This is a genomic window from Pseudoalteromonas sp. S1612, from assembly GCF_005887175.1.
Taxonomy (GTDB): domain Bacteria; phylum Pseudomonadota; class Gammaproteobacteria; order Enterobacterales; family Alteromonadaceae; genus Pseudoalteromonas; species Pseudoalteromonas undina.
The window spans coordinates 133,105-149,308 of the sequence record NZ_PNDH01000002.1; the positions used below are offsets into that span (position 1 = coordinate 133,105).

Sequence of the window (16,204 nt, forward strand, 5' to 3'; positions counted from 1 at the left end):
ACTAGTTCTTACAAGCTTTTAATACAAACTTTTCAGTATTTACTGAATAAACAAACAATTTCTGTTGTTAATTTAAACAAACCAGCGTTTTTTGAATAATTGATGTGGAATATATAGAATAGAAACAAAAATGCCAACCTTATTGGTTGGCATTTTTTATCCTTCACATATTTTAAACCTTAGGTTCGTCTAAAATCGACATCACGGTATATTGGGTTTTTACACCTCCTGGCGTTTCAAACTCAATGTATAAAAACCCAGAATCAACATCATTTGGCTCAGCCTCTTTAGTAATATTAACTGAAACAGAGATTGGCGTTTTTTGTGCTGTATTAACCACGGTGTAATCTGTTAACCCTCTTAATACACCATTGTCGGCAGTGACGCTCACTGTAGTACCCGCAGGCAGTGGATTGTTATGAATATCGCTGAAGAAAATAGTCACTGAAATCGCACTGTAGGGCGTTGAGTCGCTGATATCAATAAGATTTATGTCGCACATACCTGCCATATCAGAAGCTTCTAAGCGAATACCATCACTTAAACTACAGTCATTTAAAGCCGTTACAGCTCTAATGTAAGGTGTACTACCTGACATAACTAACTCTGAACGAGCGCGCACATTAACTGTTTCACGAGTACACGCATTTGCAGCAAGGGCCTCATCACTACATAACAAGCCATTGTATATACCATCACCACTATCATACAGGCCATTATTTAATGGGCCTGAGCGTTCCACATACCACTCATCTTCACCACCATTAGAATCAACAGGGTCTATTGGCGCTGGTAAATTCCCATCAAACACCCCATTTTCATTAAAATCTATAAAAGCTTCAGGTAAATCTTGTAGAGTTGAGTCAAACTCATTTTGATTAAATTCACCGTTGGCAGATACATCATTAAATGACTCTTCACCCACAGAATAAGCAAGTAAGCTAACACGTCCACCTAGTGGGTAATCAATTGGCGAGTCATTAGGCGCATCAGTTAGCGCAATTGGATCGCCATTGCTATCTAAATAATTAATTAAGTTACCATTTGCGTCTAGTTGTAACTCTCTGATACCTAAAGTACAAGGTGCAGATTGTCCAAAATAACGGTCGCATTTATCTGCAACAGAATTATTATAAATGCTGTAATGATATGGGACTGGATTTTGGCTACGCCACTGCGCTTTACACACACCGTCTGTGGTGCGACAAAGTAATAAAGGTGTAAATTGTTCATCATCAATAGTGCCAACTGCACCACCTTCACTGGCAATATAAATTGCCGTGTTATCTGGTACAAAATTATTAAAATGATCGGCTGCAAATACGGTTAAGTCTGTAGTTACTCCTGCTTCGTTTAATGACTCGGTATTAAAGGTTTGCACTGCAAGCGTGAAACTATCCTGATCTGGCACACCTGTCGTAATAGTAATGTCATTAGAAACAATAGAGATCACACTATTCTGTGAGGTATCACTACTATCAATCTGATGCGAAGCAATCACAGATAAAATACCAGCAGCTTTTCCTGAACGAACGTTTACAGTCACTAAACCTTCGTTGTTAGTAAATTGAAATGCGCTGTCTAATAGAGCCCCACCAGGGTTTTGTGAAAGTGCAAAATCAATTTGCTTTTGACCCACTGGATTTCCATTTACATCTAAAAGCTTAAAGGTGAGTTCTGAATTCTCGGTCAAGGTTTGACCACCCGCTCCTTTAATAGCTAACACTTGATTAGTCGCCCCCATAAACGCAATTGAGCCAGTTTGAGCCGCAGCTACATTTATGTTTATAGTTTTTGTTGCAACATTACCGCCAGTAACTACGGTCGCGGTAATCGTATCTATACCATTACAGCCATCAGCTTTATAAGTTGCACTTGCCGTACCACCAATACTCGTTACCACATTATCGATAGTGGCCCTAGGAGTGGATTCTTCTGCGCAAGCAGAAGTGAATTGCACTTCCAGCGGAGTAGTAAATACATTATTACTACCGTCTACAATCTGAGCTGTAATAATCGTGGTAGAACCTGCAGATAGCACATCTCCGGTAGCAATACCTGCGCTTAAATTAACATTTACTTGAACAGCATTAATTTCAAATAAAGCACTCGCAACTCCACCCTGTGCGGTTAATTCAACTTGGCCAACGCCTGAGCTACTGCCAGGCAATAAATTTAAAATAGCGACACCAAACGCATCAGTTTTAGCTGTTAAGCTTTCTGGTAGTAAAATTCCTAGCGTGGTTGTCGCTTGAACCAGTACATTACTGGCTGGCGTATTACTACCAGGTTTTGTGATTTTTGCATAAACAATCGCTTGTTGCCCAAGTAAGTTGCTATTTTGTGAACAATCAGATGGATCAAGTTCTGTAGAATCTCTATCAATATTTAACCAACTATCAGGACAGTTTTGTAAGATTTTAATGTCAATATTTGCAGCAGAGTCATTAGATTGCGGCTCATCACCTGCGGTATAAAAACCGAGCTTACTTGTGGAGCCTTCGTAGCTGGCAACAATAGTTCCTGCTCCTTCAACACTGCCTGCACTGAGCTCAATAGTTGCAACACCACTTGTATTTGTTAATGCGCTTGCTGTAGCAGGTATGAAAGAGCCAAGTGTTGTAGTAAAACTAACTTCTTGACGAACAACAGGCTGTCCATCACTGTCAGTTACAGTCGCAACGACCTCAAGCGGATTGTTAGCGGTAACGATTCGATCTTCAAAATTAAGTTCAACTTGGGTATCTAGTACGGCATTGTCGCTTCCAGTATCCCCACCAACGGTTCCTGTCTCTTTCTCAAGTGAGCCACCACCGCCACAAGCAATGAGTAATGAGCTGAGCAATATAATGCTAAGCAAACGGGTTAAAGGCATATGTTTCTCCAATGCGCTATTACTAAGTTAAACTTATTTACTTAATGTTAACCTATAACTTAGTCTAAAATCTCAGATTTTTACTTCTTTTTGCGATAAAAATTTTTAAAAAGTTGACGTTTTTCCTGTAAAAAAAATTACATGCTGTTAGTCTATGCCAAATTTATAAAAAATAGATTGGAAATATGTCTAAAATCCGTTCAATGAGTTTAACTACTCGCATCATGATTGGTATGGTGCTTGGTGTTGCAGTAGGCTTTATATTTCAGGCTATATTAGCTGGTGAAGACGATTACCTAATCCCTCTTGGGTTATTCTCTTTGCCAATTAAAGCCTTTTTTGTTGATGGCCTTTTTCATGTAGGTGGGCAAATATTTATAGCTAGTTTAAAAATGCTAGTTGTTCCCTTGGTATTTGTATCCCTTGTGTGTGGTACTTGTAGTTTAAGCGATCCTAAAAAATTAGGCCGTTTAGGTGGAAAGTCGATTGGCCTATATTTGGTTACCACAGCGATAGCTATTACAGTGGCAATTACACTGGCACTACTATTTAATCCAGGTGAAGGGATTGGGCTTCCTTCTCAAGCAAGCTACGACGCAAAAGAAGCACCAACTTTAGCTCGCGTTATTATTGATATGTTCCCTACTAATCCATTTGAAGCAATGGCAAAAGGTAATATGCTACAAGTTATTGTGTTTGCTTTATTATTTGGTATCGCAATGGCACTTAGCGGTAAAGCAGGTAAACGTGTAGCAACAGTATTTGAAGACTTAAACACGGTTATCTTAAAACTAGTTACATTATTAATGAATATTGCCCCTTACGGCGTATTTTTCTTAATGGCTAAGTTATTTACTACTATCGAGCTTAACTTAATTGTGAGCTTAGCTAAGTACTTTGGCGTGGTTGTTTTAGCCCTGCTATTACATGCATTCGTAAACTACACCCTACTGCTAAAAATACTTACAGGCCTAAACCCGCTCACTTTCTTAGCTAAAATGAAGCACACCTGTTTATTTGCTTTTAGCACCTCAAGTTCAAGCGCAACTATGCCTATCACACTTGAAACTGCAACTAAGAAGCTAGGCGCTAATAACTCAGTGGCTTCATTTACTATTCCATTAGGCGCAACCATTAATATGGATGGCACTGCAATTATGCAAGGTGTCGCTACGGTATTTATTGCTCAAGTATTTAGTGTTGATTTAACTATATCTGATTACTTAATGGTGATATTAACAGCAACGCTTGCCTCGGTTGGTACAGCGGGTGTTCCTGGTGTTGGCTTAATTATGCTAGCTATGGTACTTAACCAAGTAGGCCTACCGGTTGAAGGCATCGCAATTATAATAGGTGTTGATAGACTACTTGATATGACCCGTACCGCAGTAAATGTAACAGGTGACTGTATGGTAACCTGTGTAGTTGCTAAAAGTGAGGGTGAATTAGATGAAAGTATCTTCAATGACCCTAATGCAGCTAAAGATTTAGAAGACTATCACAAGTCAATTGACTAACCGCTTCTCTTGTTAGTTATAAAAAAAGCCTTGCTACTTAAGTAACAAGGCTTTTTTATTGAGTTTTGTTATTAGGGATTTAACGCCTTAAATTTTGACATTAAACTTACACCTGCTTTATTCACTCCATGGCTAAGCCCTATTGCAAGCTTATCACTTAAACCTTTTTTAATTTTGTATTGAACCTTGTATATTTGATGCTGATGTTGCTGCTCTAACAATGCATCATCACTGGTTTTAATAGTATCAACCAACCCTTTTTCAATTGCTTGGGTTGCAAACCAATGTTCACCCGTTGCCACTAAGTCCATGTTCAAACTGGGACGCTGTGTGCTTACAAACGTTTTAAACAATACATGAGTTTGCTCTATCTCTTCACGAAACTTTTCACGGGCTTTATCGGTATTTTCACCAAATAACGTTAGCGTACGTTTAAATTCGCCCGCCGTAATTTGTTCAAAATCAACATCGTTCTTTTTTAATATTTTATTAAAGTTTGGAATTTGTGCAATAACACCAATAGAGCCAACAATTGCGAACGGCGCTGCAATAATATGATCAGCCACACAAGCCATCATGTAGCCACCACTGGCAGCGACTTTGTCTATTGATACGGTTAACTCAATACCAGCTGACTTAAAACGTTGTAGCTGTGATGCAGCTAAACCATAGCCATGCACAACGCCGCCACCACTTTCAAGACGAACTAACACTTTGTCCTTTTTAGGGTCCGCGATTGAAATAATCGCAGTCACTTCTTCGCGTAAACTCTCTACTTCATGTGCGTCCATACTGCCGTTAAAGTCAATAACATAGAGTCGTGATTTAGGCTCTTCTTTTTCAGCTTTTTTTTGCTCTATTTTTTGTTGCTTTTGATAGGCTTTTAACTCTTTTTTACCTAGCGTATTATTTAAAAAGCTTTCTTTTATATTAGTAAGCTGCTCTGATAAGTCATCTATTTCTATCTCACCTTTTTTTGCTTTTGGCTTAACAGCCGAGCTTACAATTAAGGTCAAAATGACAGCGATAGCAATAACAAAGGTAATGGTTTTAGCAAAAAACAAACCGTACTCGTATAAAAATTCCAACTGTATTCTCCGTTTATAAATTTCAGTCAATTTAGCATGCTTTAAAATAAAAAAAAGCCACTATACAGTGGCTTTTAGTACTTAATTGAATGGTTGATTATTAATTCGTCACAACCTCAGTGTTTTGCACCATTAAAAGGCGCCCTCTTGAAGCTAGGTAAGTAGCAACCTGCAATTGCATTTCAGCATTCGCAGCTGCACTACCCGCAACTGTAGACGACTCACCTTCATCTTGTGCTGGCGTTAATATTGACCCATGATGGCCGGTATTAAATTTAACTAAATAGCTAGAGCCCATTTCTGTTGGCGCTTGAGTGGTACTCACTGTTTCTAACCCCATAAAGTTAGCCAAAGGGACAGTACCTGCAATTGGGTTATTGGCAGTCATCGGCGGAATAACTTGATCTGGCTTGTTATTATCTGTGCCATCACCTACCACTACGTTCATGTATACAGGTGTTTCTAGTGCTTTAACCGTTGCTGCATAGTTGGTTGGGTCGCCACTATCTAATGCTGTTTGAGCTGCAAATACAAACTGCGTCATCACGCCCTTGATATTAGCAAGTTTATCAGTTTCTCCCGCCATCGTTAGTGCTTTTGCAAACTCAGTAAAGCCACATGAGATACTTGCTTGCGTTTGCGCTGACTCACCACAGTTAGAAACAGCGGGGCCATCTCTGAATGCCTTAAACTCTATCGATTCAGCAGTACCTGCTTGAGAAAGTACAGAGCCTTGAATAAATGGACCAAACGCTGCTGATTCTAGTAAGAAGCTTGCAATACCGCCACCACCACTTGCTAATGCTACAGCGTTAACCTTAAATAATGGGTCTACTTGGTCGGCCAATGGGCTATTAGCTTGTGCAATAAACGCAGGCGCTACAATTGATCCCAGAGAATGGCCAATGTAAGACACATCTTGTGAATTCATTGCGCTATCACCGCTGAAGTTTAGACCTAAACGTAAACCAAGTAAGTCAGCACTTGACTGGCGTAGGCTATCTCTAGCTACTAATAATGAGCTCAAGTTCATGTAACTAAGTACAGAGCCTGTCGTTGCGTTAAAGTCATCATTACCGTCTAAATCAACGTCTACACCACGCTCGCCATGACGAGGATGGTCAATTGCAACTGTGGCAAAGCCTTGCAGTGAAAGCTGCGCTGTTAGTGTTAACATGCTTTCTTTTTGTGTGGTTATACCGTGTTGCATAATCACTACTGGCCAACCACCTGCTGGCATAGCAGTAAATGGCTCTAAACCTAAACCTGTACGGTATGCATTAACAACCGGTAAAATCGGCTTAGTAATTTGCACTGGCACATTAGCCATGCTCTGCACTTTAGGAAGTGAGTTATATTTAGTTAAGTGTTTAGTGCTATCAAGCCCTAAATCACGAAGCTGTCCATCACTCAAAGCAGCACACATTGCATCGTTAGTGCTAATAGGATCGGTTGGGAACGCTTCACCAGCTTGCGCTTTATAGCCTAAAATAGCGACAGCACTATCACACATACCTTGCCAGTAAGTATCGTTTAAATCACTGATCTCTTTACCTTCAGGCGTGCCTAAATACATAGGTAATTGAATGCTGCCTTTTTGATATTGCGCAGCTTGGAACACATCAGGTACAGTCACCCCCTGCAATGCAAAAGCTTGTTGTACGTTAGCCATAGGCTGAGTTGGAATTTGCAACGCAGGCGTTGGAATTGTTGGCTCTGTTAAGCTTGCTGCTAAAACCTTTTTAATCGTGCCAAGCACTGGTCCTGCTGATTGCATTGTCATAGCAGCAGAAAAAATAATATCGTCTTTTGTAATATCACCAGAGCTTACTACTACGTTTTCATAACTATTCACAGCTCCTTGCAGCGCAAGTTGTGATGGCGTTACTAAAGGCGCTTCTTGTTTAACAGTGGCATATGTTGAAGATGGTTCAATTGAGCGACCTTCCGAATCTTTCAGTCCAGTCGTTAGCACATTAATGTATGAACTACCGGCTTTAAAAGGCTTAAGTGGGACAATAGCTACTGCATCACCAGAAGCTTGGGTTACAAAATCCACGCCAAAGGTCAATTCGCCTACTAATTTACATGCTGCACCGGCTGGTGCTTGCGAACATTCGGCATCAGTTAAACTTGCACCCATGATCACTTCAAAAATACGTACAGAGCCTGGTGAAGCTGCAGACGTTTGATCAAGGCTAATGCCCGGTGGAAAGGTTAGATCAATTTTGAATGGCACTTGAGTAGACCAGCCATCAAGTGCGCCTATTGCTAGTTGCGGATCTGCATATTCAGCTCGAGAGATAGAAACATTCTCGTCATTTAATTCCCCAGGAATATTGAGTGTGCCATCAAGCGTACCACTCATCAATAAATCATTAGGAACCGAAATTACACCATTTGCAGGGTCAAACTTTACCGTAGCTTTTGGAATAACTGTAACTGAATCGTTTTTAACATCTTCTAACGTTTCTCCGCCGCCACAGCCTGCTAATGCAGCTGCAACTGAGAGCGAGAGTAGCATTTTTTTCATAGTGTTCTCCGCACAAATCTTATTTTTATAGTGTGTTTATAGTCAGTGTAATTAAGTTAAAATAATGTAGCTAGTATATTAATGAGACATTAGACCAGTTAAACTTAACGTAAACTTTCTAGTTTCGCCACCTAAATTTGTAATAAATTCGATTACTTGTCGATTTGCTATGTTAAAATCAAAAAAAATTTAAACATTGGTACTTTTATGCATACCTATCAAGCAACTGAAAACGCACTTAAAGACAAAGTAATTTTGATCACAGGCGCAGGTGATGGTATCGGCCGTGTCGCAGCTATTACCTATGCTAAACATGGTGCAACCGTTATTTTATTAGGAAAAACAACTAATAAACTAGAATGTGTGTATGACGAAATCGTCAATGCAGGCTACCCACAGCCAGCGATTGTGCCTATGGACTTAAAAGGTGCAACTAAGCAGAACTATCGAGATTTAGCCGCAACAATCGAAAGTCAATTTGGCCGCCTTGATGGACTATTAAATAACGCTGGTATTTTAGGTACTTTAGGGCCGTTAGAGCATTTTTGTTCATCAACATTCGAAAATGTGATGAAAGTAAACGTCACCGCACAAGCGATGATCACTAAAGCGCTATTCCCTGTCATGCGTAAATCAAAAAGTGCCTCAGTGGTATTTACCTCATCGGGTGTCGGTCGTAAAGGAAGAGAGTTTTGGGGACCTTATGCAATTTCTAAATTTGCGGTTGAAGGTATGATGCAAACATGGGCGTGTGAAGTTGAAAAAACGCCAATCCGTGTTAACTGTATTAACCCAGGCGCAACCCGTACATCAATGCGTGCAAGTGCATTCCCAGGTGAGGATCGTGATTTACTTGCGACACCTGAAGATTTAATGCCAACTTATCTGTATTTAATGAGCGACGACTCAAAAGATATCAATGGCCAATCGTTAGACGCACAAGTTAAAAAATAATATTTAGTTTTAACGTAAAAAAGCCGCTATAAAAAGCGGCTTTATTGTTTTATTAGTAGCGTAATTACTTACGTTTAGTCGGTTTTACACGTTGATTATGCTTTTTAACCGCCTTACGAATTTGATTTATTTTCGCGCGTTTATCTTTACGTTTTTCAGGGATAACCGACAGCTTAGTTTGCGTTTCTTTACCAAGTTTAACTGTTTTACGTAAATAGTTAACTGTGTCTAAATCGTACTCAATCCAACCACCTTGTGGTACACGCTTATCAAGCTCTAATTTACCGTAACGTATACGAATTAGGCGTGACACTTCCACATCTTGTGATTGCCATAAACGACGAACTTCACGATTACGACCTTCGTTAAGAGTTACGTTGTACCAGCGGTTAATGCCTTCACCGCCCATAGGCTTAATACCGGTAAATTTAGCCGGACCATCTTCAAGCTCTACACCGCGAAGTAAGTTTTTCATTGTTTCGTCAGTCACTTCACCAAATACACGAGCTGAATATTCGCGTTCAACTTCGTAGCTCGGGTGCATTAAGCGATTTGCTAATTCACCGTCATTGGTAAAGAGCATCAACCCTGACGTATTCACATCTAATCGCCCTACTGCTATCCAACGATCGCCATCTATACGTGGCAATCGGTCGAATACAGTACGACGACCTTCTGGATCTTTACGAGTACTTAGTTCGCCCTCTGGCTTGTTGTACATAATTACGCGACAAATTCTGTCAGCTTTTTCTTCAATTTTAACAGTGTGGCCGTCAACACGAATTAAATCGGTTTCTTCAACCCTGTCGCCTAACTTAGCTACTTTACCGTTTACACTCACACGATTAGCGTCAATGTATTTTTCCATTTCGCGGCGTGAACCTACCCCTGCGCGGGCTAGGACTTTTTGTAACTTTTCACCTTGTATACTCATTTGGATGGTTCTCTCACAGAAGGATCACTTAATAACTGGGTAATTTTACTTTGCTGTTGCTCTGGCAATGCAGGTAAATCATGAAGTCCCGTTATTGAAAAATAATCTAAAAATTGTTTAGTCGTTGCATAAAGTGCCGGTTTCCCAGGTACTTCTTTATGCCCAACTACTTTAACCCACTCTCTTTCAAGCAGAGTTTTAATAATATTTGAGCCTGTTGCTACGCCCCGTACTTGCTCAATTTCACCACGGGTAATAGGTTGTTTATATGCAATTAGCGACAACGTTTCGAGTAAAGCTCGCGAATACTTAGGAGCGCGTTCTTGCCATAAATTACTCAACCATGGGCTTAAACTGCTACATGCTTGAAAACGATACCCACTGCCTACCTCAACTAAGCGTATACCTCGGGTTTGATAATGAACTTGAATTGCCTCTACAGCATCATTAATGCGCGCCATAGAAATTGCTAAATCGTTTAAAACCGTGTCCTTAAGATGACGTTTTGATACGGGCTTATCTGCCACAAAAATCGCCGCTTCAATGATTTCAATTAATTGTTCATCACTAATTCGCCGACCTACCATAATCACTCTTAAGTTAATAAAAACACACAGCCATCTATTATGACAGAACAATCAGAAACTAGGAAAATATATTAACAAAATAACGTTTCATAGGCATAAAAAAGCCAGTGAAAAACACTGGCTTGATATCAAGTACATTCAGTAACGTAATTTAACTGTTTTTAAATTGCTCAAGTGCATCATCTTCTGCAACAGAATCACCATGCTTTTGAATATAGCTGTTGAACTCTTTTTTGCTTATTTGTTTATCTTTATTACGATCCATGTAACCAAAATGATTTGATATATCATCGTCATCAGCTTCAGTAACTGAAATAAAACCATTGCTATCATTATCTAAGCTTTTAAAATCATTTTCTATTTTATCAAACTTAGCAATATCAGCTTTAAATGCAGACTCACTCACTTCACTATCTGTAGCAACTTTTCCAGCATTTAGCTGCATATAAGCATCATATTCATTACGGCTTATTTGATTATCCATATTTGTATCTATGTTTGAAAAGTGCTGCCAAATACTATCATCGTCGGCTTCTGTTTTAGAAATAAAGCCATCGCTGTCGTTATCTAAGCTTGCAAAATCACTGTCGATTTTTTCTAAACCTTGATTTGAAGAACAAGCTGCTAAACTCAATGCGGCTAAAACAGTAGAAGCTATCGTTAATTTTTTCATCAGACGTATCCTTGTATTAATAAATTTCAATTCTAGTGATACAAATACGATGCCAAAAAAATAAACCATTAAAATCAGATAATTAAACAAAAACAACTTCTATTGCGATATTCAATAATGCAATTTTTCCAAACTACATAGGTAATTTTTACAAAAAAAAGCTCGGTAAAAACCGAGCTTTTTATATATTAAATACAGTAATTTAGATTGCAGCGTTTTGGTAACGCTTCACAAAATCTGTTACGTTTTGGCCATTACACTTTAATGTGTTTAAGTTACCAATTTGCTTACGCACTGGTTGTAAGCCTTGCTTTAATGCAGTTATACATAACTGTGTTTCTTGATGTGAATCTTTTGCAAATACTTCAACTTTTGATGCTGCAGGCTGTGCTGCAGTTTGTTGTTTTGCAATATCGCGAATGTCTTGACCGTTACATAGGATACTTTTTGAATAACGAGATAAGTATATACCATGCTTTGCTGCCATTTTACGTGCAGCTGAAAAACCTTCATTGGCGCTTACTACGCACAAGTTTGACTCTAATTTATTGTCTTTGCTGTAATACGCATTGCTTTGTGCAGAAGCGGTAACAGAAACAAAAAGAGAGGCAGCTAAAAGTAATTGAGTTTTCATCAGGTAGTCCTATTTGAACGAGTTAAACAAACGATTTTTGCGCATTATATAGACAACTTTTAACATATCAATTGAATATTTTATTTATTTTATTATTTAATAATGCATTTACAATGTTTAAACATTAAACAGTAATTGATCAACAATTGTGCAGTTATTTTCTCATTTCAGTCATGTTATGTCGCTCTAAATGCTGATACAATTTGACGAATAGAAAAAATAAATTTGAAGGTTAACTTTATGAAAGTGATTTCTTTTAATATCAATGGTCTGCGTGCTCGACTACACCAGTTACAAGCTATTATTGATAAACACCAGCCAGATATTATTGGTCTTCAAGAGATCAAGGTACATGATGAAGCGTTTCCGCTAGACGATGTACAAAAGATGGGTTACCACGTTTATTTTCATGGGCAAAAAGCGCATTACGGCGTGGCAATGTTATGCAAAAAAGAGCCTAAATCGGTATTAAAAGGCTTCACTACTGACACCGATGACTCGCAAAAGCGTATGATTAGCGTCACTGTAGAACAAGAGAATGGCCGCGACTTACATGTAATGAATGGCTATTTCCCACAAGGCGATAACATTAATCACGAAACTAAGTTCCCCTACAAACGTCAATTTTATAAAGATCTAATGACCCATCTGAATAGCCATTTCACCCCTGATCAAGATGTAATTGTTATGGGTGACATTAATATCTCACCAACCGATTTAGATATTGGCATTGGCGAGGTAAATGCAAAACGGTGGTTAAAAACGGGTAAATGTTCATTTCAACCTGTTGAGCGTGAATGGCTTGCTACCTTATTAAATTGGGGTTTTAAAGACACCTTTAGAGAACAAAACCCAGAAATTAACGACCAATATTCTTGGTTTGACTATCGTTCAAAAGGATTTGTTGATAACCGCGGCCTACGAATTGATGTGGTACTAGCAACGCATGATTTAGCAGCTCGCTGTATCGACACAGGCATAGATTATGAATTGCGCGCTATCGATAAACCATCAGATCATGCGCCTATTTGGTCAGAGTTTAGTTAATAATTATGTTAAGCATGCAGTTGCAAGGGTTACTGTGGATTATTGTCATCGTTATCGGCTTTTTAAGCGTTAACAAATCAACATACAGTAATTTATTTAATACCCCAGCAAGACAATCAGGTGTGTTTGCCTGTGCACTGGTACTCGCTTTGTTATGGCGTATAAAGGCCGGTATTTTACCCGGTCTCGATCTGCATATTTTAGGCATTACCGCAGTTACCCTAACATTAGGTTGGCGTCTTGCTATATTAAGTTGTGTACTCGCAACAGCGCTTTTAACTGCTTTTGGACAAATAACACCTGAATTAGTCGCATTAAAACTCATCATTAGTGCGTTTATACCGGTGTTATTCAGCTATTTAGTTTTTATCGTGTGTTATCACTATTTAGCACGGCATTTTTTTATCTATATATTTGTTTGTAGCTTTTTAACAGCGGGTGTCGTTGCCTGTATTAACATTATACTCGGTGGCGCTTTTTATTACACAATAGGTGAATATAGTTGGCATCAGCTGAGCGAGAATTATATTTACCTAAGTCCTATTTTGGCCTTTCCTGAGGCTATGCTAAACGGTATGGCAATCACTGTACTGATCACCTATCGCCCACATTGGGTAAAAACTTTTTTTGATAAGGACTATTTAGGCTCATGAGTCTTCATTACCATTGCCCTATTTGTAAACAGCCACTAGCACTTAATGATAAAACATTACGATGCGATAACAATCACAGCTTCGATTTTGCCAAAGAAGGCTACGTAAACTTACTCCCTGTGCAAAACAAAAACTCTAAACAGCCTGGCGATTCGTTGGAAATGGTGCAAGCTAGGCGCTCATTTTTGGAGCAAGGTTATTATGGCTTTTTACAAACTGCTTTAGCCAATATGGTAAAGCCACTTAATGCTGAAATAGTAATTGATTTGGGGTGTGGTGAAGGGTTTTATACTCACGCTATTGCTAACAACAGCCAGGCTAGCGTATACGGTGTGGATATATCAAAGTCGGCAGTAAAATATGCGGCAAAACGTTACAAGCAATGCCATTTTAGTGTTGCTTCAATTAGCCAAGCGCCTTTTGATGATCAGCTTGCTGACGTTTTGGTTAGTGTGTTTGCGCCTTTATTTGACAGTGAACTTGCACGTCTGGTCAAAGATAATGGTTGCTTAATTGTGGCAAGCCCAGGCCCAACTCATTTGAAAGAACTAAAAGATTATATTTATAGCAACGTAAACGAGCACACACAAATAGCAGCACCTGCGGGCTTTGAAAATACATCGCAACAATTAATAACAGAGCAGGTGTCGCTTACATTTAACGATGTTAAGAACTTAATTATGATGACGCCATTTGCGTGGAAGTTCAGGCCAGAACATTGGCAAGCACTTGAGCAAAAACAACAGCATAGCGTCACATTGTCATTTTACATTACGCAATTTACTAAAACTGCTCTTTAGTAAACGTTTTATCCATTTTATCGAACATATCTTTTAGTAATTCGGCAAGCTCCAAATAGCGGGGCTTGTTTTTTCCCATTTGCGCGTCGTAACCGTTAGCAACCATTTTTGCAAATAACTCGTTATACCATTGCTGCATAGCAGGCTCTAATTCGGTTTGCGCACGTTTACCTAACCATAAAAGCCCTTGTAATGGCAAAGAAATAAAAAACAGACTACTGGCAATCGCTTGGGGCAGAAAACCCGAGCCTAAATAATTAATCTGAAAAAACAGGGTCAGCATGGCTAATATTGGCATAACTGTAATCGCAAGCTCTGTGGCTCTGATCACTTTAAATTCTGCAAATAATGGCGCAACCTCTTTTCGCATTGGCCATGTTTTAGCATAAGAACGCCCTAATTGAACTTGCGACATCACACTTTTTTGCATTAATAAATCCTCATAGTCACGGTTTGTAACACTTCAACAAACGTAATACTTATAAAAGTGTAACACAATTATAGCTGCTTTCACTTTATCGGTAAAAATGCTCAATTTCATTAGTAAAACTCACAAAAAGCATAAATTATCGAAAGAATTTCACAAAGCCCTTTTAATAAAGTCTACTACACTTTAGTCTACACTTATTTAAGCCGCAAAGGCTTATACATCAACCAAGTGTACTGATTAATACTTAAATGGAAAATGAATCTATGCCAACACTCCCAAATAATCCAAACCACGTTTTGGTACTCAATTGTGGAAGTTCAAGTCTAAAGTTTGCGATTATTGATGCAAACACAGGAAACGACATCATATCAGGTTTAGCTGAGCGCCTAGGTGATGATGCTCCCTCAATTAAATATAAGTTTAAGGGAGAAAAAACCACTATTAAGCTTGCTGCTAACCAGGCACATGCCCATGCAATTGATACGCTGGTTGATTTGATAAAAGATCACAACCTCGACGAGCAATTAGTGGCAGTGGGTCATCGTGTTGTACATGGCGGTGAGCACTTTACCCAATCAGTTTTAATTGACGAAAACGTCATTGCAGGTATTACCCAAGCAGCCACACTGGCCCCCTTACATGGTCACGCTAATTTACTAGGTATTTCATCAGCACAAGCATCATTTAAAGATTTACCACAAATAGCTGTGTTTGATACCGCATTTCATCAAACTATGGATGAGGTTGCTTATTTGTATGCCCTTCCTTATAAGCTTTATAACGACTTTGGGGTTAGACGCTATGGATTTCATGGCACTAGCCATTTTTATGTAGCAGGTCAAACCGCTAAAATGTTGTCTTTACCTGTTGAAGAAAGTAACTTTATTAGCGCCCACTTAGGCAATGGCTGCTCTGTGTGTGCGATCAAAAATGGTAAAAGTGTCGATACCAGCATGGGCTTAACCCCGCTTGAAGGACTTGTTATGGGTACCCGTTGTGGTGACATTGACCCAGGGCTATTTAACTTTTTAACGACCCAACTTGATTACACCGCACAGCAAATTGATGACCTGCTAAATCAAAAAAGTGGCTTATTAGGAATAAGCGAGCTATCAAACGATTGCCGTACTATTGAAGAGGCTGCCATTGCTGGCAACTCGCAAGCCATGCTGGCACTTAATATGTTTTGCTACCGCTTAGCAAAACAAATAGCCGCCTACATGGTACCGCTGCAAAAGTTAGATGCGCTTATTTTTACCGGTGGGATTGGCGAGAATTCCGATATTATTCGCGAAAAAGTACTTACACAGTTAGCCTTTTTAGGTATCAATTTAGACCCTCAAGCAAACCTTGATGCAAGGTTTGGCCAAGCTGGATTAATTAGCGCTGCTAATTCAACAAGCAAAGCAGTGGTTATGCCTACCAACGAAGAATGGGTTATTGCACTCGACGCCGCAAACATCACCAAGGAGTTATAAT

The 16,204-nt window shown here is 39.2% G+C and carries 14 protein-coding genes; 6 read left to right on the top strand and 8 right to left on the bottom strand.

Features of this window, described 5'->3' with window-relative positions:
- Positions 1-172: 172 nt before the first annotated feature.
- On the bottom strand, positions 173-2,875 hold the full coding sequence (locus tag CWB78_RS00865; protein ID WP_138593933.1) for an Ig-like domain-containing protein: 2,703 nt from the start codon (positions 2,873-2,875) through the stop codon (positions 173-175).
- 185 nt (positions 2,876-3,060) lie between these two features.
- On the opposite strand from CWB78_RS00865, the gene CWB78_RS00870 reads away from it, so the two are divergent.
- Positions 3,061-4,392 (top strand): dicarboxylate/amino acid:cation symporter, encoded by a 1,332-nt coding sequence (locus CWB78_RS00870; protein ID WP_013464802.1) that lies wholly within the window; start codon positions 3,061-3,063, stop codon positions 4,390-4,392.
- Positions 4,393-4,463: 71 nt separating this feature from the next.
- Here the strand turns inward: CWB78_RS00870 and sohB are convergent, their stop codons facing one another.
- Complete coding sequence (gene sohB, locus CWB78_RS00875) at positions 4,464-5,480, bottom strand: protease SohB (RefSeq protein WP_054200803.1); 1,017 nt, start codon at positions 5,478-5,480, stop codon at positions 4,464-4,466.
- 100 nt (positions 5,481-5,580) lie between these two features.
- Positions 5,581-8,013, bottom strand: a complete 2,433-nt coding sequence (locus tag CWB78_RS00880) for a VolA/Pla-1 family phospholipase (protein WP_138593934.1) — start codon at positions 8,011-8,013, stop codon at positions 5,581-5,583.
- A 207-nt stretch (positions 8,014-8,220) separates the two neighbouring features.
- On the opposite strand from CWB78_RS00880, the gene CWB78_RS00885 reads away from it, so the two are divergent.
- Positions 8,221-8,967 (top strand): YciK family oxidoreductase, encoded by a 747-nt coding sequence (locus CWB78_RS00885; protein WP_138593935.1) that lies wholly within the window; start codon positions 8,221-8,223, stop codon positions 8,965-8,967.
- A 64-nt stretch (positions 8,968-9,031) separates the two neighbouring features.
- Here the strand turns inward: CWB78_RS00885 and rluB are convergent, their stop codons facing one another.
- From rluB to CWB78_RS00905, 4 genes are all read right to left on the bottom strand, one after another.
- Positions 9,032-9,901, bottom strand: coding sequence for a 23S rRNA pseudouridine(2605) synthase RluB (gene rluB, locus CWB78_RS00890; RefSeq protein ID WP_008110001.1), 870 nt, complete (start codon positions 9,899-9,901; stop codon positions 9,032-9,034).
- Positions 9,898-10,488, bottom strand: a complete 591-nt coding sequence (gene scpB, locus CWB78_RS00895; RefSeq protein ID WP_008110002.1) for an SMC-Scp complex subunit ScpB — start codon at positions 10,486-10,488, stop codon at positions 9,898-9,900. Before scpB ends, rluB begins: the two co-directional genes overlap by 4 nt.
- A gap of 151 nt (positions 10,489-10,639) precedes the next feature.
- Positions 10,640-11,161: a calcium-binding protein gene (locus tag CWB78_RS00900; protein ID WP_055011864.1), complete on the bottom strand. Its 522-nt coding sequence runs from the start codon at positions 11,159-11,161 to the stop codon at positions 10,640-10,642.
- 202 nt (positions 11,162-11,363) lie between these two features.
- Positions 11,364-11,795: a hypothetical protein gene (locus CWB78_RS00905; RefSeq protein WP_010389773.1), complete on the bottom strand. Its 432-nt coding sequence runs from the start codon at positions 11,793-11,795 to the stop codon at positions 11,364-11,366.
- A 240-nt stretch (positions 11,796-12,035) separates the two neighbouring features.
- Between CWB78_RS00905 and xthA the strand changes: the two genes are divergently transcribed.
- From xthA to rlmA, 3 genes are read left to right on the top strand one after another with little or no spacing between them, the layout of a single operon-like run.
- Complete coding sequence (gene xthA / locus CWB78_RS00910; RefSeq protein WP_109874743.1) at positions 12,036-12,842, top strand: exodeoxyribonuclease III; 807 nt, start codon at positions 12,036-12,038, stop codon at positions 12,840-12,842.
- Between the two features lie 5 nt (positions 12,843-12,847).
- Positions 12,848-13,495 carry an energy-coupling factor ABC transporter permease gene (locus CWB78_RS00915; RefSeq protein WP_138593936.1) on the top strand — a complete coding sequence of 216 codons (648 nt, stop codon included), beginning with the start codon at positions 12,848-12,850 and terminating at the stop codon, positions 13,493-13,495.
- Positions 13,492-14,295: a 23S rRNA (guanine(745)-N(1))-methyltransferase gene (gene rlmA / locus CWB78_RS00920; protein ID WP_010389764.1), complete on the top strand. Its 804-nt coding sequence runs from the start codon at positions 13,492-13,494 to the stop codon at positions 14,293-14,295. The genes CWB78_RS00915 and rlmA overlap by 4 nt, the downstream gene beginning before the upstream one ends.
- On the opposite strand, the gene yfbV is transcribed toward rlmA, so the two are convergent.
- Positions 14,279-14,725 carry a terminus macrodomain insulation protein YfbV gene (gene yfbV / locus CWB78_RS00925; protein ID WP_010389761.1) on the bottom strand — a complete coding sequence of 149 codons (447 nt, stop codon included), beginning with the start codon at positions 14,723-14,725 and terminating at the stop codon, positions 14,279-14,281. The genes rlmA and yfbV overlap by 17 nt on opposite strands.
- A gap of 263 nt (positions 14,726-14,988) precedes the next feature.
- On the opposite strand from yfbV, the gene CWB78_RS00930 reads away from it, so the two are divergent.
- Entirely contained in the window at positions 14,989-16,203 is a 1,215-nt protein-coding gene (locus CWB78_RS00930) for an acetate kinase (RefSeq protein WP_138593937.1), read from the top strand.
- The last annotated feature ends 1 nt before the right edge of the window (position 16,204 follow it).